19 protein-coding genes are annotated in these 20,715 nt (G+C 73.6%); 13 read left to right on the top strand and 6 right to left on the bottom strand.

What is annotated here, in order from left to right; genetic code table 11:
- Positions 1-4: 4 nt before the first annotated feature.
- The 3 genes from purL to purS form a co-directional block, all read right to left on the bottom strand.
- Positions 5-2,761: a phosphoribosylformylglycinamidine synthase subunit PurL gene (purL, locus tag ACQ452_RS00920; RefSeq protein ID WP_433389120.1), complete on the bottom strand. Its 2,757-nt coding sequence runs from the start codon at positions 2,759-2,761 to the stop codon at positions 5-7.
- Between the two features lie 67 nt (positions 2,762-2,828).
- Positions 2,829-3,512 (bottom strand): phosphoribosylformylglycinamidine synthase subunit PurQ, encoded by a 684-nt coding sequence (purQ, locus tag ACQ452_RS00915; RefSeq protein WP_433389119.1) that lies wholly within the window; start codon positions 3,510-3,512, stop codon positions 2,829-2,831.
- Entirely contained in the window at positions 3,509-3,772 is a 264-nt protein-coding gene (purS, locus tag ACQ452_RS00910) for a phosphoribosylformylglycinamidine synthase subunit PurS (RefSeq protein ID WP_091624745.1), read from the bottom strand. The genes purQ and purS overlap by 4 nt, the downstream gene beginning before the upstream one ends.
- A 412-nt stretch (positions 3,773-4,184) precedes the next feature.
- On the opposite strand from purS, the gene ACQ452_RS00905 reads away from it, so the two are divergent.
- Together ACQ452_RS00905 and ACQ452_RS00900 are read left to right on the top strand one after the other, a co-directional pair.
- Entirely contained in the window at positions 4,185-4,865 is a 681-nt protein-coding gene (locus ACQ452_RS00905) for a S1 family peptidase (protein ID WP_433389118.1), read from the top strand.
- Between the two features lie 24 nt (positions 4,866-4,889).
- Positions 4,890-5,456 (top strand): YbjQ family protein, encoded by a 567-nt coding sequence (locus ACQ452_RS00900; protein WP_433389117.1) that lies wholly within the window; start codon positions 4,890-4,892, stop codon positions 5,454-5,456.
- A 77-nt stretch (positions 5,457-5,533) separates the two neighbouring features.
- On the opposite strand, the gene purB is transcribed toward ACQ452_RS00900, so the two are convergent.
- Positions 5,534-6,955, bottom strand: a complete 1,422-nt coding sequence (gene purB / locus ACQ452_RS00895) for an adenylosuccinate lyase (RefSeq protein WP_433389116.1) — start codon at positions 6,953-6,955, stop codon at positions 5,534-5,536.
- 97 nt (positions 6,956-7,052) lie between these two features.
- On the bottom strand, positions 7,053-8,345 hold the full coding sequence (locus ACQ452_RS00890) for an acetyl-CoA C-acetyltransferase (protein WP_433389115.1): 1,293 nt from the start codon (positions 8,343-8,345) through the stop codon (positions 7,053-7,055).
- A 55-nt stretch (positions 8,346-8,400) separates the two neighbouring features.
- Here ACQ452_RS00890 and ACQ452_RS00885 point away from each other — a divergent pair, with 55 nt between their 5' ends.
- From ACQ452_RS00885 to ACQ452_RS00850, 8 genes are all read left to right on the top strand, one after another.
- Positions 8,401-9,756, top strand: a complete 1,356-nt coding sequence (locus ACQ452_RS00885) for a 3-oxoacyl-ACP reductase (protein WP_433389114.1) — start codon at positions 8,401-8,403, stop codon at positions 9,754-9,756.
- Positions 9,756-10,691: a MaoC family dehydratase gene (locus ACQ452_RS00880; RefSeq protein WP_433389113.1), complete on the top strand. Its 936-nt coding sequence runs from the start codon at positions 9,756-9,758 to the stop codon at positions 10,689-10,691. The genes ACQ452_RS00885 and ACQ452_RS00880 overlap by 1 nt, the downstream gene beginning before the upstream one ends.
- A 92-nt stretch (positions 10,692-10,783) precedes the next feature.
- Entirely contained in the window at positions 10,784-11,539 is a 756-nt protein-coding gene (locus tag ACQ452_RS00875; protein WP_433389112.1) for an NUDIX hydrolase, read from the top strand.
- Positions 11,536-12,510, top strand: coding sequence for a serine/threonine protein kinase (locus ACQ452_RS00870; protein WP_433389111.1), 975 nt, complete (start codon positions 11,536-11,538; stop codon positions 12,508-12,510). Before ACQ452_RS00875 ends, ACQ452_RS00870 begins: the two co-directional genes overlap by 4 nt.
- A 9-nt stretch (positions 12,511-12,519) precedes the next feature.
- The gene (locus ACQ452_RS00865; RefSeq protein WP_433389110.1) at positions 12,520-13,479 is read left to right on the top strand and encodes a hypothetical protein; all 960 of its coding nucleotides are present in this window, start codon (positions 12,520-12,522) and stop codon (positions 13,477-13,479) included.
- A gap of 46 nt (positions 13,480-13,525) precedes the next feature.
- A complete protein-coding gene (locus ACQ452_RS00860) occupies positions 13,526-14,818 on the top strand; it encodes an adenylosuccinate synthetase (RefSeq protein WP_433389109.1) in 1,293 nt (430 codons plus the stop codon).
- Between the two features lie 49 nt (positions 14,819-14,867).
- Positions 14,868-15,488 carry a DedA family protein gene (locus tag ACQ452_RS00855; protein WP_433389108.1) on the top strand — a complete coding sequence of 207 codons (621 nt, stop codon included), beginning with the start codon at positions 14,868-14,870 and terminating at the stop codon, positions 15,486-15,488.
- Between the two features lie 164 nt (positions 15,489-15,652).
- Positions 15,653-16,825, top strand: a complete 1,173-nt coding sequence (locus ACQ452_RS00850) for a serine hydrolase domain-containing protein (protein ID WP_433389107.1) — start codon at positions 15,653-15,655, stop codon at positions 16,823-16,825.
- Positions 16,826-16,902: 77 nt separating this feature from the next.
- Here ACQ452_RS00850 and ACQ452_RS00845 read toward each other — a convergent pair whose 3' ends face one another.
- The gene (locus ACQ452_RS00845; protein WP_433389106.1) at positions 16,903-17,538 is read right to left on the bottom strand and encodes a TetR/AcrR family transcriptional regulator; all 636 of its coding nucleotides are present in this window, start codon (positions 17,536-17,538) and stop codon (positions 16,903-16,905) included.
- Positions 17,539-17,605: 67 nt separating this feature from the next.
- Here ACQ452_RS00845 and ACQ452_RS00840 point away from each other — a divergent pair, with 67 nt between their 5' ends.
- The 3 genes from ACQ452_RS00840 to ACQ452_RS00830 all read left to right on the top strand — a co-directional run bounded on the left by ACQ452_RS00840 (position 17,606) and on the right by ACQ452_RS00830 (position 20,691).
- Positions 17,606-18,058 (top strand): SCP2 sterol-binding domain-containing protein, encoded by a 453-nt coding sequence (locus tag ACQ452_RS00840; RefSeq protein ID WP_433389105.1) that lies wholly within the window; start codon positions 17,606-17,608, stop codon positions 18,056-18,058.
- Between the two features lies 1 nt (position 18,059).
- On the top strand, positions 18,060-19,274 hold the full coding sequence (locus ACQ452_RS00835) for an acyl-CoA dehydrogenase family protein (RefSeq protein WP_433389104.1): 1,215 nt from the start codon (positions 18,060-18,062) through the stop codon (positions 19,272-19,274).
- Positions 19,275-19,413: 139 nt separating this feature from the next.
- Positions 19,414-20,691 (top strand): AMP-binding protein, encoded by a 1,278-nt coding sequence (locus ACQ452_RS00830; protein ID WP_433389103.1) that lies wholly within the window; start codon positions 19,414-19,416, stop codon positions 20,689-20,691.
- The last annotated feature ends 24 nt before the right edge of the window (positions 20,692-20,715 follow it).

Genomic DNA, 20,715 nt, shown 5'->3' with positions numbered 1-20,715 from the left:
CGCCTCAGCGCTGACCCGGCTCGGTGTCACCCGGCTCGGGAGCCGACGCGGTGCCGGCCTCGGCCGGCTCGTCGGCGTTCTCGGTCGCCCCGGCCCGCGCCGGGACTGCCGCGCCCGTCTCCGCCGGAGCCGTCGGCACCGCTGCGGCGGCACCGCTCGGCGGGACCGGCGTGATCTGCTCGGGCCCGACGGCCGGCGGGCCAGCCTCCCCACGGCCCGTGGCCTCGACCGACGCGGCCTCGACCTCGGTCTGCACGACCTCGACCGGCACGGCCTCGACCGCGCCCGCCACGCCGGCGGCCGGGGCAGGCACCTCGACGACCCCCGCGCCCCCGAAGAGGCGCGGCAGCGTCTCGGTGTGCGCGGCGCGCAACTCGTCCAGGCCGATCCGGAACTGGCCGCGCACGTCCAGCGCGCCGCCGGCCGGGTCGGTCACACCGATCAGCTCGAACGGCACCCCGCGCTCCGCGCAGAGGGAGGTGAACGCCTTCTCGTGGCCGCGCGCGACCGACACCAGGACCCGCCCGGCGGACTCGCTGAACAGGTAGACGAACGGCATCGAGCCGCCGTCGAAGCGCTCCGGCACCGCGAGGCGGGCACCGACGCCGCGCCGCAGGCAGGACTCCACCAGGCTCTGCGCGAGGCCACCGTCGGAGAGGTCGTGCGCGGAGCTCAGGTGCCCGACCCGCGAAGCCTGCGCCAACAGGTCGGCCAGGAGCCGCTCGCGGGTCAGGTCGACCTGCGGGGGTACGCCACCGAGGTGCTGGTGGGTCACCCAGGCCCACTCCGAGCCGGAGAGTTCCACGTGCGTCTCGCCGAGCAGGAAGATCTGCTCGTGCTCGCCCTCCGGCCGCGGCACGAAGCCCATCGGCACCCGGTCGGCGACGTCGTCGAGCACGCCCAGCACGCCGACCACCGGGGTCGGGTGGATGGCCGCCGCGCCGGTCTGGTTGTAGAAGCTGACGTTGCCGCCGGTGACCGGGATGCCCAGCTCGGCGCAGCCGTCCGCCAGGCCGCGCACGGCCTCGGCGAACTGCCACATCACGCCCGGGTCCTCCGGCGAGCCGAAGTTGAGGCAGTTGGTGACGGCGATCGGCTTCGCGCCGGTGACGGCCACGTTCCGGTACGCCTCGGCCAGGGCGAGCTTCGTGCCGTGGTACGGGTCGAGGCGCGCGTACCGGCCGTTGCCGTCGACCGACAGCGCCACGCCGAGCCCGGTCCGCTCGTCGATGCGGATCACGCCGGAGTCCTCCGGCTGGGCCAGCACGGTGTTGCCCAGCACGTAACGGTCGTACTGCTCGGTGACCCAGGTCTTGTCGGCCAGGTTCGGCGACGCGATCATGCGCAGCACGGTCTCGCGCAGCGCCTCCGGGTCGGCCGGGCGGGGCAGCGTCTCCGCGCGGTCGGCCTGGAGCAGGATCAGGTCGGCCGGCTCGCGCATCGGGCGGGCGTAGACCGGGCCGTCGTCCACCAGCGAGCCCGGCGGCACGTCGACCACCAACTGGCCGCGCCACGTGACCAGCAGCCGGCCCGGCTGGCCGTCCGGCTCCGGCGGGGTCACCTCGCCGATCGCGGTGGCCCAGACGCCCCACTTCTCGGCGGTCTTCAGCACCGCGTCGAGCTTCTCCGGCTCGACCACCAGCAGCATCCGCTCCTGGGACTCGCTGGCCAGGATCTCGTGCGGCGTCATCGAGGGCTCACGCAGCGGCACCCGCTCCAGCCACACCCGCATGCCGGTGCCGGCCGCCGCGGCGGTCTCGGTCAGCGCGCAGGTCAGGCCGGCGCCGCCGAGATCCTGGATGCCGACGACCAGCCGGGCGTCGTAGAGCTCCAGGCACGCCTCGATGAGCAGCTTCTCCATGAACGGGTCGCCGACCTGCACCGACGGGCGGCGCTGCTCGCTGCCCTCGTCGAAGGAGGCACTGGCCAGCACCGACACGCCGCCGATGCCGTCGCGGCCCGTCCGGGCGCCCATCAGCACGACGACGTTGCCCGGGCCGGCGGCGGCCTTGTTCTGCAACCGGTCGACCGGCAGCACGCCGAGGCAGAGCGCGTTGACCAGCGGGTTGCCCTGGTAGCAGGGGTCGAAGACGACCTCGCCGCCGATGTTCGGCAGGCCCAGGCAGTTGCCGTAACCGCCCACACCGGCGACGACGCCGGGCAGCACCCGGGCGGTGTCGGGGTGGTCGGCGGCACCGAAGCGCAGCGGGTCCATCACCGCGATCGGGCGGGCACCCATCGCGAGGATGTCGCGGACGATGCCTCCGACGCCGGTGGCCGCGCCCTGGTAGGGCTCGACGAAGCTGGGGTGGTTGTGCGACTCGACCTTGAAGGTGACCGCCAGCTCGTCGGAGACCTGCACCACGCCGGCATTCTCGCCGATGCCGGCGAGCAGCCGGTCGCTCGGCGGGGCCTTCTCGCCGAACTGGCGCAGGTGCACCTTGCTCGACTTGTAGGAGCAGTGCTCGCTCCACATGATCGAGTACATCGCGAGCTCGGCCTGGGTGGGCCGCCGGTCGAGGATCTGCCGGATCCGCTCGTACTCGTCGTCGCGGAGCCCGAGCTCCGCGTACGGCTGGAGTTCGCCGGGGGTGTCACAGGCGTGCGGCACGGTGTCCAGGCCCTCGGCCCGGTCGGCGGTCGCCGAACCGGGACGCCCGGCGCGCGGCGCGACGGCGGCCGGACGCGGCTCCACCGGCTGCGCCGGGGCGGCCGGGAAGGCCTCCGGGTTCTCCCGTACCTCGTCCGGGTGGGTGGTCATGACCTCTCCTCGCTGCGCTCGCGTCCGCCCGGGGGGCGGGTGAGCCGACCGATGATGCCGCGCACGGTCACGCCGGCGCCCCCACCAGATGCTTGAGCACCGAGGTGAAGAAGCCGAGACCGTCCAGGGAGGGGCCCGTGAGCGCCTCCACCGCGTGCTCGGGATGCGGCATGATGCCGACCACGTTGCCGGCGGGGTTCGTGATCGCCGCGATGTCGCGCTGCGAACCGTTGGGGTTGCCGCCGACGTAACGGGCGACCACCCGGCCCTCGGCTTCGAGCTGGTCCAGCGTCGCGGTGTCGGCGACGTAGCGGCCCTCGCCGTTCTTGACCGGGATCAGCACCTCCTGGCCGGGCTGGAACGCGTTGGTCCAGGCGGTGCCGGCCGACTCGATGCGCAGGGCCTGGTCGCGGTTGCGGAAGTGCAGGTGCTGGTTGCGGGTGAGCGCGCCGGGCAGCAGGTGAGCCTCGCAGAGGATCTGGAAGCCGTTGCAGATGCCGAGCACGGGCAGGCCGCCCCGGGCCGCCTCCACGATCGTCCCCATCACCGGGGCGAACCGGGCGATGGCGCCGCAGCGCAGGTAGTCGCCGTAGGAGAAGCCGCCGGGCAGCACGATGGCGTCGACCCCGTGCAGGCGCGCGTCACCGTGCCATAGGCGGACCGGTTCGGCGCCCGCGATCCGGACGGCCCGGGCCGCGTCCCCGTCGTCGAGCGAGCCGGGGAAGGTGACCACACCGACCCGGGCGGTCACGAGCGGGCGTCCGCGGTCTCGTCGGCCTCGACCACGCGGACCGTGAAGTCCTCGATGACCGGGTTCGCGAGCAGCTTGTCGGCGATCTCCCGGGCCCGGTCCAGGTCCGGTTCACCGGTGAATTCGATCTCGATCCGCCTGCCGATCCGAACCGAGGCGACGTCGCTGACGCCGAGCCGGGGCAGCGCGTTTGCGACGGCCTGGCCCTGAGGATCAAGGATCTCGGGCTTGAGCATGACGTCGACGACGACGCGAGGCACTGGGCACTCCTGACTGTGTACGCAGTTGGGTGCCGACCCACAACGGGCGAGCGCAGCCAGCCTACCTGGCAGATATCGCCCCGGGCGCACCGGCCGGACGCGGTTCGGGCAGTGACCGGCATTCCCCGCGCGCACGACCGGGACCGATGCGGGTTCGTTGCGATCCCGATGCGCATCCGTTGCCGGCCGGCCCGTTTCGCCCCGCTCCGCCGCCGCGTCGGCGCCCGCCGGCCGGGGCCCGCGTCATACCGGCCCGCCCATCATTTTCGACCGAAACCTTGTGAACCACATCTCAGGAGCCCTACCGTACATCGTCGTACGTCGATTGGACGTGCCGACCGGCGCCCCACCCCACCCGCCGGCCGACAGCTGGTCCCGGTGAACCCGGGCCCCGCCCCCCGAAGGAGCCCCCATGCGCATCCGATCCATGATCGCGGTGCTGGCCACCGCAGCGGCCGGCCTGCTCGGCGCCAGCTCCGGCGCCCTCGCCGCCCCCGCCGAGCCGTTCATCATCGGCGGCAGCACCGTCTCGTCGGCGCCGTGGGTCGCCGCCGTGCTCAGCAACGGCTCGTTCACCTGCTCCGGCACCATCATCGCCCCGCAATGGGTCCTGACCGCCCGGCACTGCGTCAGCGGCACGATGTCCGTCCGGGTCGGCAGCGTCTACCGCTCCTCCGGCGGCCAGACCCGCACCGTCAGCGCCACCTACAGCCGGTACGACCTGGCGCTGATGCGCCTGTCCAGCTCCGTCAGCACCTCGTACGTGACGCTGGCCAGCAGCAACCCGCCCGTCAACTCCACCAACTCGATCTACGGCTGGGGCATGACCTGCTACAGCGGCTGCTCGGCGGCCACCCAGCTCAAGACCGCGTCGGTCCGGGTGACCAGCAACAGCGCCACCGACGCGTACGGCGGGCAGGCGATCCGGAGCACCCGGATCAACGGCAACGCCTGGCGGGGCGACTCGGGCGGCCCGCAGTTCTACAACGGCGCGCAGGTCGGCGTCGCCTCCACCGCCGACGGCCAGAGCATCCAGAACTACGGCAGCGTCGCGTACAACCGGGCCTGGATCACCCAGACGGCCGGTGTCTGACGGTTAGCGCCGCAGGCGGCGCGGATGGCCGGCCCCGCGCCGGCCGTCCGCGCCGCGCCGTTTTGCAGCATCCGATCAGGTGAACAGGGCCGCCGATCGGCGCCGGTCCGCCCTGACAGCATCGGAAGCGTGCTGGTCGTGACGACGGAGCAACTACCCGGGTACGAGATCCGCCAGATCCTCGGCGAAGTGGTGTCCTCGATGGCCAGGACCCGCAACCCGTACCGCGAGGGGGTCAAGAACCTGCGCGGCGGCGCGTACGACCCGATGGCCCCGGACAACCTGACCAGGTGGCGTACGGACTCGGTGGCCCGCCTCGGCGAGGAGGCCCGCCGCATCGGCGCGAACGCCGTGGTGGGCATGCGCTTCGACAGCCGCGACTGCGGCGAGATGTGGATGGAGATCTGCGCGTACGGCACGGCCGTGGTCGTGGCCGCCAAGACGCCCGACGTCATGCCCCCCGACCAGCCGCTGGTCGCCGCGGAGACCGCGAACGACCCCGCCATCACGGGGTCCCCGGGCGGCATCGCCGAACCGGCGAGCGCCCCCAACCTCCGCTCCGCCCCCGAAACCCCCACCCGACCTGATTGAGGCCGTTGATCATGAAGTTGTTGTCCGCATCCTCGGCGTGTCGCGACAACAACTTCATGATCAACCGGCGTGGTGGGTCAGAGGATGGGGGGTGGGGTGTAGGTGGCGGCTTGGGGGTGGGCCTGCACCACTGCGGCGACGCGGCGGGCGACCGCTGCCACCTGGGCCGGGGCGGCGCCGACGAAGGCGGTGCGGTCGGCGACCAGGGTGTCGATCTCGGCGCGGGTCAGGCCCAGGCGGTTGTCAGCCGCTAGGCGGTCGAAGAGGTCGTTCTCGGGGGCGCCCTTCTCGCGCATCGCCAGGGCCACCGCGACCGCGTGCTCCTTGATCACCTCGTGGGCGACCTCGCGGCCGACGCCGCGCCGGACCGCCGCGACCAGGATCTTCGTGGTGGCCAGGAACGGCAGGAAACGCTCCAGCTCGCGGTTGATCACCGCCGGGTACGCGCCGAACTCGTCAAGCACGGTGAGGAAGGTCTGGAACAGCCCGTCGGCGGCGAAGAACGCGTCCGGCAGGGCCACCCGGCGGACCACCGAGCAGGAGACGTCCCCCTCGTTCCACTGGTCGCCGGCCAGCTCGCCGACCATCGACAGGTAGCCCCGGATGATCACCGCGAAGCCGTTTACCCGCTCGCTGGAACGGGTGTTCATCTTGTGCGGCATCGCGCTGGAGCCGACCTGGCCCGGCTTGAAGCCCTCGGTCGCCAGCTCCTGGCCCACCATCAGCCGGATCGTGGTCGCCAGCGACGACGGCGCGGCGGCGACCTGCGCCAGCGTGGAGAGCACCGCCAGGTCGATCGAGCGCGGATAGACCTGGCCGACGCTGTCGAGCACCCGGCTGAAGCCGAGGTGCCCGGCGACCCGGCGCTCCAGCTCCGCCACCCGTTCGGCGTCGCCGTCGAAGAGGTCGAGCTGGTCGGCGGCGGTGCCGACCGGGCCCTTGATGCCCCGCAGCGGGTACCAGCCGATCAGGTCGTCCAGCCGCTCGTACGCGATGAGCAGCTCCTCCGCCGCCGACGCGAAGCGCTTGCCCAGCGTGGTGGCCTGCGCCGCGACGTTGTGCGAGCGACCCGTCATGACCAGGTCGGAGTGTTCGACGGCGAGCCGGGCGAGCCGGGCGAGGGTGGCGACCACCCGGTCGCGGATCAGCTCCAGCGAGCCGCGCACCTGGAGCTGCTCGACGTTCTCGGTGAGGTCCCGGGAGGTCATCCCCTTGTGCACGTGCTCGTGCCCGGCGAGCGCGCTGAACTCCTCGATCCGGGCCTTCACGTCGTGCCGGGTGACCCGCTCCCGCTCGGCGATCGACGCCAGGTCCACCTCGTTGAGCACCTGCTCGTACGCCTCGACCACACCGTCGGGCACGGGGATGCCGAGGTCCCGCTGGGCCCGGAGCACGGCGAGCCAGAGCCGCCGCTCCATCCGGATCTTCTCCTCCGGTGACCAGAGGGCGACCAGCTCGGGTGAGGCGTAGCGGTTGGCGAGCACGTTCGGGATCGTCACGTACCTCAGTCTGACACCACCCCGATCGGCCGGCCGTAGGTGGCCGGAGGTCACCTCACGCGGGCGCCGGGCCGGCGGCGCGGGCCCCGCGCCACCGTCAGCGCTCCAGGATCGCGGTCACTCCCTGGCCGCCTGCGGCGCAGATCGAGATGAGCCCGCGCCCGGAGCCCTTCTCCGCCAGCAGCTTCGCCAGGGTCGCCACGAGCCGGCCGCCGGTGGCCGCGAACGGGTGCCCGGCGGCCAGCGACGAGCCGTTGACGTTCAGCCTCTCCCGGTCGATCGCGCCGAGCGGGGCGTCCAACCCCAGCCGCTCCTTGCAGAACTCCGGGGACTCCCAGGCGGCCAGGGTCGCCAGCACCTGCGAGGCGAACGCCTCGTGGATCTCGTAGAAGTCGAAGTCCTGGAGGGTCAGCCCGGCCCGGGCCAGCAGCCGGGGCACCGCGTACGCGGGGGCCATCAGCAGCCCCTCGTCGCCGTGCACGAAGTCGACGGCGGCGGTCTCGGACCAGGAGAACCAGGCCAGCACGGGCAGGTTGTGCTCGCGGGCCCACTCCTCGCTGGCCAGCAGCACCGTCGAGGCCCCGTCGGTCAGCGGGGAGGAGTTGCCGGCCGTCATGGTCGCCCGGTCGGCGTCGGGCCCCTTCGCGCCGAAGGCGGGCCGCAGCGAGCCGAGCTTCTCCAGGGTGGTGTCGGGGCGCAGGTTCTGATCCCGGTTCAGTCCCAGGTACGGCGTCAGCAGGTCGTCGAAGAACCCCCGCTCGTACGCGGCGGCGAGGCGCTGGTGCGAGCGCAGCGCCAGCTCGTCCTGGGCCTGCCGCTCGATCTGCCAGCGCAGCGCCGTGCGGGCGGCGTGCTCCCCCATCGACAGCCCGGTACGCGGCTCCGCGTTGCGCGGGATCTCCGGCCGGAACGGCTGGGAGGGGCGCAGCTTCGCGGCGATCCTCAGCCGCTCGCCGAGGGTGCGGGCGGCGTTCAGCCGCAGCAGTGTGCGGCGCATCTCCTCGTTGACCGCGAGCGGCGCGTCGGAGGTGGTGTCCACGCCGCCGGCGATGCCGACGTCGAGCTGCCCGAGGGCGATCTTGTTGGCGACCAGGATGGCCGCCTCCAGCCCGGTGCCGCAGGCCTGCTGGATGTCGTACGCGGGGGTGTGCGGGTCGAGCTTCGAGCCGAGCACGACCTCGCGGGTCAGGTTGAAGTCCTTCGCGTGCTTGAGCACCGCGCCGGCCACCACCTCGCCGACGCGCTGCCCGGCCAGGCCGAACCGGGCGACGAGCCCGTCCAGCGCCGCGCCCAGCATGTCGGAGTTCGACGCGCTCGCGTACCGCGAGTTGGACCGCGCGAAGGGGATGCGATTGCCGCCGATGACCGCGACCCGCCGGATGCTCTGCACGATCCCGCCTCCTCGAAAGACTTGCCCTCAACCTACTCGCCAGTAGGCTACGCCTATGACCGACAGGTACGCGAGCTTCGTCCGATCGGGAGCCGGCCGGGCGCTGGTCAAGCGCCTCGGGCTGCCCGACCCACCGCGACTGCGCCGGCACACCCCCGGCGACCCCCTGGCCCCCGGGGCCGTCCTGCTCGGCGCCGCGACCGGCGGCCGGCTCGCCGAGCCGGTCGGCGGGTTCCTGACCGCCGCCGGGGTCGAGCTGCGCGAGCCCGACGCCGTGGAGCCCGCCGAGCGCTTCGCCGCCCTGGTGTACGACGCCACCGGCGTCACCGGCTCCACCGACCTGCGCCAGCTCTACGACTTCTTCCACCCGCAGGCCCGGTCGGTGCTGCCCAGCGGCCGGGTCGTCGTGCTCGGCACCCCGCCCGAGGAGTGCGCCTCCCCCCGCGAGGCGACCGCCCAGCGGGCCCTGGAGGGGCTGACCCGCAGCATCGGCAAGGAGTTCGGCCGGGGCGTCACCGCCCAGCTCGTGTACGTCACCAACCGTCCCGACGCCGGCACCTGGACCAGCCTGGAGGCGACCCTGCGGTTCCTGCTCTCGGGCCGCTCCGCGTACGTCTCGGGGCAGGTGGTGCGGGTCGGCGCCGGGGCGGCCGGGCCACCGGCCGACTGGGACCGCCCGCTGGACGGGCAGGTCGTCCTGGTCACCGGGGCGGCCCGGGGCATCGGCGCGGCGCTGGCCCGGGTGCTGGCCCGCGACGGCGCCCGGGTCGTCGCGCTGGACGTCCCGGCGGCCGGCGACGAGTTGGCGGCGGTCACGAACGAGATCGGCGGCACCGCCGTCCAGTTGGACCTGACCGCCCCCGACGCACCGACCCGGCTCGCCGAGCACCTGGCCGGGCGGCACGGGCGGGTCGACGTGGTCGTGCACAACGCCGGCATCACCCGCGACAAGACCCTCGGCCGGATGGACGCCGACCGCTGGGACTCGGTCATCGACGTCAACCTCTCCAGCCAGGAACGGATCAACGACGTGCTGCTGGAACGGGAACTGATCGGCGCCGGCGGCCGGATCGTCTCGGTCTCGTCGATCGCCGGCATCGCCGGCAACCGGGGCCAGACCAACTACGCCACCAGCAAGGCGGGCGTGGTCGGGCTGGTCGAGTCGCTCGCCCCGGTGCTGCGCGAGCGGCAGATCAGCGTCAACGCCGTCGCGCCCGGGTTCATCGAGACGCGGCTGACCGCCCGCGTCCCGCTGGTGATCCGCGAGGCCGGCCGGCGGATGAACAGCATGTCCCAGGGCGGGCTGCCGGTGGACGTCGCCGAGACCATCGGCTGGCTGGCCTGGCCGGCCTCCGGCGCGGTCAGCGGCAACGTCGTCCGGGTCTGCGGCCAGAGCCTGCTGGGGGCGTGATGACGACGGACGACACCCCCCGGCCCGCCCCGTCCGGCGAGGCCACCGGGCCCGGCCCGTCGGGCCAGGGCACGCACGAGCCCACCGAAGCCCGGGAGCGCGTCGAGCTGCCCCGGATGCCGGCGGCCGGGGCGCTCTACCGGCGGGCGCTGCGCGGCGCGCTGCCGGGCGGTCGGCGGCCCTCGACCGGCGTCCCGGCGGTCGAGCTGACCGTCGGCGGGATCACCGTCGACCTGGCGCACCTGGCCGACTACGACCGGGTCTGCGGGTTCCGGCTCGCCGACCGGCTGCCCGCCACGTTCCCGCACGTCATGGGCTTCCCGCTGGCCCTGCGCCTGATGACCCTGCCGGAGTTCCCCATCCCGCTGACCGGGGTGGTGCACGTCGGCAACCGGATCACCGTGCACCGCCCGATCGGCGCCGACGAGACCCTCGACTTCCGCGCGTACGCGGAGAACCTGCGCCCGCACGACCGGGGGCGGCAGGTCGACGTGGTGCTGGTCGGCTCGGTCGACGGGGCGGAGGTCTGGCGCGGCGTCTCGACGTACCTGGGCCGGGATGGCAAGCGGGGTGGCGGCGGGCGGCGCGACCGGGGCGGGTGGTCCCCGGCCCCGACCGGTCCGGCCCGCTGGCGGGTCGAACCCCGCGTCGGTACGGAGTACGCGCGGGTCTCCGGGGACCGCAACCCGATCCACACCTCCCGCCTCGGCGCCCGGCTGTTCGGCTTCGGCCGGCCCATCGCGCACGGGATGTGGAGCAAGGCCCGCTGCCTGGCCGCGCTGGAGAACCGGCTGCCGGACGCCTGCACGGTCGAGGTCGCCTTCAAGCTGCCCGTGCCGCTTCCCAGCACGGTGAGCTTCAGCCGGTTGCCCGGCGACGGGTTCGCCCTGCACGACCTGCGCGGCCGACCGCACCTGACGGGTCTCGTGCGCTGAGCGCCCCTGCCGAGCCCACCTGAGGGCTTGGCAGGGGCGGATCCGTGCGCTAGGTTGTTCTCACAACGAGATGTTCTCAGAATGAGAGAGACATGGTTGACGAGCAGGACTTCCTGGCCGCGTACGACCCCCGGGCCTACCCGTCCGTCGCCGTGACCGTCGACGTGGTGGCACTGACCATCCGGGACGGCGCACTGCACCTGCTGCTGATCCGGCGCGGCCAGCCGCCCTTCGAGGGGCACTGGGCACTGCCCGGCGGCTTCGTCCGCCCCGACGAGGACCTCACCAGCGGCGCCCGGCGGGAGCTGGCCGAGGAGACCGGGCTCGGCGGCGAACGGCTGCGCCGCGTACACCTGGAGCAGTTGGCCAGCTATGGCGCCCCCGGCCGCGACCCGCGGATGCGCGTCGTCTCGATCGCCCACCTCGCGTTCGCCCCCGACCTGCCGGACCCGGCCGCCGGCACCGACGCCGACGAGGCGATCTGGCTGCCGGTGACCGCGCTGGCCGGCCGGCAACTCGCCTTCGACCACGGCCGGATCATCGACGACGCGCTGGAGCGGGCCCGGTCCAAGCTGGAATACACCCCGCTCGCCACCCGCTTCCTGGCCGGCGAGTTCACGATCAGCGAGCTGCGCGCCGTCTACGAGACGGTCTGGGGCCAGCCGCTGCACGCCGGCAACTTCCACCGCAAGGTGCTCTCGGTGCCGGGCTTCGTGGCGGGCACGGGTGCCAGCACCGAGCGCGGCGGCGCCCGGGGTGGCCCCCGCGCCCGCCTCTACCGGGCCGGCGACGCCCGGCTGCTGCACCCGGCGCTGCTGCGCCCCGCCCGGGAGGAGCCGACACCGTGAGGACCGCAGAGGCAATCCGCCTGGTAGCGGCGGCCCGCACCGACGCCGACCTGTTCGGCACGGACCAGCCGGCCCGGCGTTACCGCGAGCTGGTCGCGGCCCTGCACCCCGACCGCCTGCCGGCCGACCCGGCGGTACGCGCCGAGGCCACCGACGCGTTCGTCCAGGTCACCACCCGGTGGCGGGCCCGGCAGGTGACCGTCCTCGGCGACTACCGCCTCGGGCGGCCGGCACACTCGGGTGACCTGGCCGATCTCTACGACGTCGGCGACGACCGGCTCCTCAAGCTGCCCCGCCGCCCCACCGACAACGACCTGATGGCCCGCGAAACCCACGCCCTGCGCACCATCGCCGAGCGCGGCGACCCGCGCTACCTGCCGTACGTGCCCCGGCTCGTCGACCAGTTCCGGCACCGGGACCAAGCGACCGGCGCCGAACGGCGGATCAACGTGCTCGCCACCGCGCCCGGCCTGCACGACCTCGACGAGGTCCGGCGCGCGTACCCGGACGGGCTGGACGCCCGCGACGTGGCCTGGATGTGGCGCCGACTGCTGGTGGCGCTCGGCCTCGCCCACCGGGCGGGCGTGGTGCACGGCGCGGTCCTGCCGCCGCACGTGCTGATCGAGCCGGACGGGCACGGCGTGGTGCTGGTCGACTGGTGCTTCTCCGCCCCCGTCGGCAGCACGGTCCCCGCGCTGGTGCCCGGCCACGACGCGAACTGGTACCCGGACGAGATCCCCCGGAAGAAGCCCTGCGGGCCGGGCACCGACATCGCGATGGCAAGCGTCTGCATGAGCTGGCTGATGGGGCCCCGCGCACCGCGCGAGCTGAACGACTTCGCGCAGGGCTGCCGGCAGCGGTCCCTGAGCGCCCGACCCGACGACGCCTGGCGTCTGCTGCGCGAACTGGACGAGGTGCTGGAACGGCTCTACGGCCCCCGCACCTTCCGACCCTTCACCCTCAACCCGTAAGGAGCTGTCATGGGCAGTGGAACCTGGTCCACCGACGTGTACGACGCCGCCGACCGTTACCGCCGCAAGACCGGCAAGAGCGCGTTCTCCTACAGCGACAGCGGGGCGCGCACCGTGCACCCCGCCCTCGACCCCCGCGACGCGACGCGCGAGAGCCGCGACTCCGACGAGCACCCCGAGACGACCGCCGTCGCGGTGCTGTTCGACGTGACCGGCTCCATGCGCAACGTGCCGCGCGCCCTGCAGACGAAGCTGCCGCAGCTGCTCGGGCTGCTGCAACGGCAGGGCTACGCCAGCGACCCGCAGATCATGTTCGGCGCGATCGGCGACGCCACCTGCGACCGGGTGCCGTTGCAGGTCGGCCAGTTCGAGTCGGACAACCGGATGGACGACGACCTCGGCCGGATCGTGCTGGAGGGCGGCGGCGGCGGACAGATGACCGAGTCGTACGAGCTGGCCATGTACTTCATGGCCCGGCACACCGTCACCGACTGCTGGGAGAAGCGCGGCCGGCGCGGCTACCTGTTCATCATCGGCGACGAGCTGGCGTACCCGCGGGTGAAGGCCGGGGAGGTCGCCAAGGTCATCGGCGCCGCCCCGGCCGAGGACGTGCCGCTGCGGCAGGTCGTCGACGAGGTGACCCGCCGCTGGGACACCTACTACCTGCTCCCCGCCGGCAGCCACTACTCCGGCAACGCGAAGGTGCTCGACTTCTGGCGGGACCTGCTCGGGCAGAACGCGGTCGTGCTGGACGATCTCGACGCGGTCTGCGAGACCATCGCGCTCACCATCGGCCTCGGCGAGCAGGCCATCGACCTGGACGCGGGCCTGCGCGACCTGGACCGTGCCGGCTCGGGTGCCACCGGCACCGTGTCGAAGGCGCTGGCCCGGCTCGGCCAGCGGCGGCGCGCCGAGGTCTCCACGCTGCCGGCCTTCCGCGACACCGGTGGTGAGGTGACCCGGCTGTGAGGCACCTGACGGTGGTCGACCCCGGTTCCGGCGAGGTGACCCGACGGTGAGGCATGTTTCGGTGGTCGACCTCGGCTACGGCGACGCCGGCAAGGGCACGGTGGTGGACTGGCTCTGCGCCACCCGGCCCGTGCACACGGTGGTCCGCTTCAACGGGGGCGCGCAGGCGGCACACAACGTCGTCCTGCGCGACGGGCGGCACCACACGTTCGCACAGTTCGGCGCCGGCACGTTCCACCCCGGGGTGCGCACGCACCTGTCCCGGCACGTGGTGGTGGACCCGCTGGCGCTGGCCGTCGAGGCCGACCACCTCGCCACGGTCGGCGTGCCCGACGCGCTCGACCGGTTGACCGTCGACGGGGAGGCCCTGCTCGCCACCCCGTACCACCGGGCCGCCAACCGGGCCCGGGAGATCGCCCGGGGAGCCGACCGGCACGGCTCCTGCGGGCTGGGGGTGGGCGAGACCGTCGCGTACGGCCTCGCCCACCCCGACGACGCGCCCCGGGTGGCCGACTGCCGCGACCCGGCGCTGCTGCGCCGCCGGCTCACCGCCCTGCGGGACCGGCTGACCGCCGAACTCGGCGATCTGGACGCCCCGCCCGTCGCCGACTGCCTGCCCGCGTTCACCGGCTTCGCCGGCCGGGTCGCGATCGTCGACCGGAGCTGGCTGGCCGGGAGCCTGCGCGCCGGGACCTGCGTCTTCGAGGGCGCGCAGGGGGTGCTGCTCGACGAGTGGCACGGCTTCCACCCGTACACGACGTGGAGCACCACCACCTTCGCCAACGTCGACACCCTGCTCGCCGAGGCGGGCCAGGCCGGCACGGCGACCCGGATCGGGGTGCTGCGGGTGGTCACCACCCGGCACGGGCCGGGGCCGCTGGTGACCGAGGATCCGGCCCTGCCGCTGACCGACCCGCACAACCCGACCAACCCCTGGCAGGGTCGCTTCCGGTTCGGCCACTTCGACGCGGTGGCCCACCGGTACGCCCTCGCCGCGGCCGGTGGCGTCGACGGCCTGGCCCTGACCCACCTCGACCTCGCCGGTCCGGGGCTGCGGCTCTGCCGCCGCTACGACACCACCGACCGGCTCGTCCCCGGCCCGCCCGGCGACCTGGACCGGCAGGCCGCGCTCACCGCCCGCCTGCTGCGCTCCCGCCCGGTGTACGACGATCCGCCCGCCGACTGGGCGGCGGCGGTGCGCGCGGAACTCGGGGTGCCGGTGGTACTCACCTCGCGTGGCCCCACCGCCGGGGACAAGACCCCGCACGGCCCGCTGCTCGTCCCGCCCGGAGCGCCGGCCCCGCACACCCTGCCGGCCCGGTCGGCGAGCGGCGGGTGATCCGGCGACTCGGCCACCCGGCCCGTCGCGCGCGGCGAGCATGGGAGGCATGGAGTCCGCGCTCGACCTGCTGCGGCAACTGGTCGCCTCGCCCTGGGTGTACCTGCTGATCTTCGGGCTCACCGCGGTCGACGCGTTCTTCCCGGCCGTACCCGGCGAGGCCGCCGTGATCACCGCCGCCGTGCTCGCCACCGGCGGCGACCCCAACCTGCTCACGGTGATCGTCGCCGCCGCGCTGGGCGCCTGCGTCGGCGACCACGTCTCGTACGCCATCGGGCGCGGCGGCGGGGCGAACCGGCTGGCCCGCCTGCCCCCGGACAGCCGGCGGCGGGCCAGCTCGGAATGGGCACGCCGGGCGTTGCAGCGGCGTGGCGGGCTGATCCTGACCACCTCCCGGTACATCCCCGGCGGTCGGACGGCGGTCACCCTCACCATGGGCGCGATCCGCTACCCGCGCCGCGCCTTCCTGCTCTTCGACGCCATCGCGGCGGTGAGCTGGGCGCTGTACTGCGCACTGCTCGGCTACTTCGGCGGGTTGGCCTTCGAACGCGACCCGATCAAGGGCATCCTCGCCGGCGTGGGCCTGTCGGTGGCGGTAACGCTGGTGCTGGAATCCGCCCGCTGGTTGCATCAGCGCAGGCGCCGCGCCCACCCTCGGCACCGCCCCTGACCTCCGCCGTGGCGCAACTGCCCCGCAACGCCACCGGCACGGTGCTGTCCGCGAACCGCCCCGCCACCACCGTGACGGGGCCACCCCCGTCAGCCGCCGCTCCGGGGTGCGCCGGGGAATCTCCCCGATGCTCCCGGACGGCGCCGGACGGCAGGCTCGAACTCATGCAGATCTCGAATAGCCGCACCGCTCTCGTCGCGACGGCGCTCGCCACCGCGCTGGCCGTCGTGGCCCCCGGCGCGGTTGCCGCAGCTTCACCGTCCCGTTCCACCGCCGACTGCCGCCCCGGCACCCTCGACCCCGGCCCCCTGCGGCAGGCGATCGCCGGCCTACCCGACGCCGACGCCACCAGCGCCCAGGTCCGGGTAACCACCCTGGACGGCTGCTGGACCGGCGTCACCGGCGTCCGGGACCTGCGCAGCCAGGCCCCGGTGCCGCAGCACGCACGGTTCCGCGTCGGCAGCATCACCAAGGTCTTCACCGCCGTACTGGTGCTGCAACTGGCCGCCGAGGGCCGCCTCGGCCTCGCCGATCCGGTGCAGCGTCACCTGCCGGGGCTGCTGCCCGCCGACTACCCGCCCGTCACCGTCCGCCAACTGCTCAATCACACCAGCGGCATCCCCAGCCCGACCATGCCGGCCGGCATCGAGTGGCAGCTCGCCCACCGGTACGACCGGTGGACCCCGGAGCAGATCGTGCGACTCGGCCTACGCAACCCCCGGGAGTTCGAACCCGGAACGAAGCAGCACTACAACAACATGGGCTACATCGTCGCCGGCCTGCTGGTGGAGAGGGTCACCGGCAACCCGTACGCGCGGGAACTGGACCGGCGGATCGTCCGGCCGCTCCGCCTGCGGAGCACGTACGCCCCCGGCGACGACCCGCGCATCCTCGGTCCGCACACCCACGGATACCAGTCCGTCGTGCGCGACGGGGCCACCGAGCTGGTGGACGTGACGACGTGGAGCCAGACCTTCACCCCGGCCGCCGGCAACGTCATCTCCAACCTCGCCGACCTGGACACGTTCATGACCGCGCTCTTCGCCGGCCGGGTCGTGCCGCCGGCCCAGCTGGCCGAGATGTTCACCCTGCCCGAGGTCACCGACGTCTCCGGCGGTCGGGCCCTGTACAGCGTCGGGCTCACCGCGTTCCCGCTGCCCGGCGGCGAACTCCTGTGGATCAAGACAGGCTCCCGGTTCGGCTACCTGGCCGGCGTGGCGTCCACGCGTGACGGTCGGTTCCGGATGCAGTACTCGATCACCGGGACCGACACCAGGAGTGCGGAGCTGGGCCGTACCACTCAGGCCGTCATCCGCGCCGCGCTCGGGATGCTCTGACGACGCTCCGTCGGGCGGGGATCTCCCTGCCCGACGGCGGGTCGCCTCGGGTCAGCCGGGAACCGGCGACCCCGCCCCTACCGCTCGGGTCGCCAGGTGGCGCCGAGGAGGAGCTGGCCGGCCCCCATCCAGGCCACGTTCATCATCCGGGTGGCCGTCTTCTCCGGGTCGGCCTCCGGGTGGTCGGCGAGCCAGTCCGCCAGGGACTCGGTCGCCCCCACCAGGGCGTACGCGACGACCTCCAGGTCGGTCTCGCCGATCTCGCGCCCCTCGGCGCGCAGCGCGTGGTCGAGCATCCCGGCGACGACCTCGACGAGCCGGGCCCGCATGCCGGCCAGTTCCCCGGCGAAGGGTTGCTCGCCCCGCGCCTGCCGGTAGAGCACCGCCCAGCCGTCGCGGTGTGCCCCGACGAAGCCGAAGAAGGCGCGCAGCCCGCGCCAGAGCCGCTCGTCGGCGGGCAGTTCGGGGGCGGCGGCCCCGGCGATGGCGTGCGTCATCCGGGTGCCCTCGCGGTGCAGGCAGGCGACGAAGAGTTCTTCCTTCGTGCCGAGGTACGCGTAGACCATGGGCTTGGAGATGCCGGCGTCCTCGGCGATCTCGTCCATGCTGGCGGCGTGAAAACCCCTGCGGGAGAACACTTTCACGGCCGCGTCGAGCATCTGTTGCTCGCGTACGGCGCGGGGGAGGCGCCGGAAGGCGGGTGCGGTGGACACCTTGCGAGCATACCTACCCGCCCGTAAGGTTACGCACGAGTAGCCAATTTGCGGAAGGTGCAGCCCCATGACTGACTTCGACCCGGCCAACTTCGCGAACGTCGGCCCCAAGGAGTTCGCCCAGCTGGTCAAGTCCACCCCGGACGACAAGATCGCCGAGGTGATGTCCGGCGACCTGCGCGACAAGGTCCTCCGCGAGGTCTTCGGCCGGATGCCGCAGCTCTTCCGCGCCGACCGGGCGGGCTCGACCAACGCCGTCATCCACTGGAACATCACCGGCCGTCCCGACGGTGGCACCGACACCTACGAGGTGGCCATCGCCGACGGCGCGTGCACCGTCAACGAGACCCCGCAGCACGACCCCAAGCTCAGCCTCACCATGGGCCCGGTCGAGTTCCTGAAGATCGTCTCCGGCGGCGCGAACCCGGTCATGATGTTCATGACCGGCAAGCTCAAGGCCAAGGGCGACCTGGGCCTGGCCGCCAACATCGCCAACCTGTTCGACATCCCGAAGGCCTGACATGGCCGAGTTCTCGCTAGACCTGAACGAGGAACAGCGGGATCTGCGCGACTGGGTGCACGGCTTCGCCGCCGAGGTCGTGCGCCCGGCCGCCGCCGAGTGGGACGCCCGGGAGGAGACCCCCTGGCCGATCATCCAGGAGGCGGCGAAGGTCGGCCTGTACGGCTTCGAGTTCCTCGCCACCTGCTGGGCCGACCCCACCGGCCTCTCCCTCCCGATCGCCAGCGAGGAACTCTTCTGGGGTGACGCCGGCATCGGGCTGGGCATCTTCGGCACCTCCCTCGCGGTGGCCGCCATCTACGGCGCCGGCACCCCCGACCAGCTCGTCGAATGGGTGCCGCAGTGCTTCGGCACGGTCGACGAGCCGGCCGTCGCCGCGTTCTGCACCAGCGAGCCCGAGGCCGGCTCCGACGTCGCCGCGATGCGCACCCGCGCGGTCTACGACGAGGCCACCGACGAGTGGGTGCTGAGCGGGCAGAAGGCGTACGCCACCAACGGCGGGATCGCCGGCGTGCACGTGGTCACCGCCTCGGTCGACCCGACGCTCGGCTCCCGCGGGCAGGCGGCGTTCGTCGTACCGCCGGGCACCGCCGGCCTGGCCGCGACCCGCAAGCTGCGCAAGCTGGGCCTGCGCGCGTCGCACACCGCCGACGTCTTCCTCGACGACGTACGCGTGCCGGGGCGCTGCCTGCTCGGCGGCCGGGACGCCCTGCTCGAACGGCTCGACCGCGCCCGCTCCGGCAGGCGCGCCTCGGGCCAGGCCGCGATGCGCACCTTCGAGCTCTCCCGGCCCACCGTCGGCGCGCAGGCGCTCGGCGTGGCCCGGGCCGCCTACGAGTACGCCCTGGACTACGCCAAGGGCCGGGTCCAGTTCGGCCGGCCGATCATTGAGAACCAGGCGGTCGCGTTCGCGCTGGCCGACATGAAGATGGAGATCGACGCCGCCCGGCTGCTGGTCTGGCGGGCGTCCTGGATGGGCCGCAACAACCGGCCCTTCACGGCCGGCGAGGGCTCGATGTCCAAGCTGAAGGCCGGCGAGGTGGCCGTCTCCGTCACCGACAAGGCCGTGCAACTGCTCGGCGGGGCCGGGTTCCTGCGGGACCACCCGGTCGAGCGTTGGTACCGGGACGCCAAGATCTACACCATCTTCGAGGGCACCTCCGAGATCCAGCGGCTGGTCATCTCGCGGGCCATCTCGGGCGTCCAGATCCGCTGACCGACCGCCGGCACCGAGAGGCTGCCGGCAGGGCCGAACGTGTCCCGCACCCCCGCACCACCCCGGCACATGATCTCCAGATCGTCCGCGCAGGGCCCCGGTCCCGGGGGCCCTCGCGGACCGCACGAGGAGCCCTCTCATGAACCTGCCGTTCACCGTCGCCACCCTCATCCGACGCGGACTGCTCACCCCCGGGCCTCCGCTCCGCGTCGCCGCCCAACTCCAGGCGCTGCACCGCTGGGGTTGGAACATCGCCGGCGAGCTGCGCCAGGCCGCCGCCCGCGACCCCGCCGACCGGACCGCCGAGCTTCCCGCCGACGTGCGGCGACTCGACGGGCCCGGCCGGGAGCAGCTCCTCGCCGGCGCGTCCCCCGGCGAGCTGCGTCCACCGCAACGCGACGGCCGGATCGTCGTGCTGACCTCCGGCACCACCGGCGCGCCGAAGGGCGCGCGGCGTCCCACGCCCAACGGCTTCGGCCCGCTGGTCTCGATCATCGGCCGCATCCCGCTGCGCACCCGGGACACCGTCATGATCGCCGCGCCGCTCTTCCACACCTGGGGGTACGCCGCCCTCCAGGTCTGCTTCGCCCTGCGTGCCACGATCGTGCTGCACCGCCGCTTCGACCCGGCCGACACGCTGGCCGCCCTGGCGCAACAGCGCTGCGATGCGCTCTTCGCCGTACCGGTGATGCTGCAACGACTGCTGGAGGTGCCGCCGCCGCACCCCCGTCCCCCGCTGAAGGCGGTCGCGGTCAGCGGGTCCGCGTTGCCGGGCGGGCTCCCCGCGAGGTTCATGGATGCCTACGGCGACGTGCTCTACAACCTCTACGGCTCCACCGAGGTCTCCTGGGCGTCCATCGCCGGCCCCGCCGACCTGCGCGCGGCGCCCACCACCGCCGGCCGGCCGCCGCACGGCACCCGGCTGAGGATCCTCGACGCGGCCGGCGAGCCGGTGCCGGCCGGCCAGGTCGGCCGGATCTTCGTCGGCAACGAGATGCTCTTCGAGGGCTACACCTCCGGCACCGGCCGGGAACGCCGCGACGGCCTGCTCGACACGGGCGATCTGGGACGGGTCGACGCGGGCGGGCTCCTCTTCGTCGACGGCCGGGCCGACGACATGATCGTCTCCGGTGGGGAGAACGTCTTCCCGTCCGAGGTGGAGGAGCTGCTCGCCCGGCTGCCGCAGGTACGCGAGGCCGCGGTGATCGGCGTACCCGACCCGGAGTACGGCCAGCGTCTCGCCGCGTTCCTCGCCCCGCAGCCCGGCGGGACGCTCGACCCGGAAGCGATCCGCGAGCACGTCCGGCAGCACCTGGCCCGGTTCTCCGTGCCCCGGGACGTGATCGTCGTGGAGCACCTACCCCGCAACGCCACCGGCAAGGTGCTGGCCCGCGAACTGCGCCGCCACTACGACTGACGTTCCCCGGCCGTTACCGCCGGG

The organism is Micromonospora sp. KLBMP9576 (assembly GCF_050941805.1).
Lineage (GTDB): Bacteria > Actinomycetota > Actinomycetes > Mycobacteriales > Micromonosporaceae > Micromonospora.
This window is presented reverse-complemented; position numbering and strand designations above follow the sequence as displayed.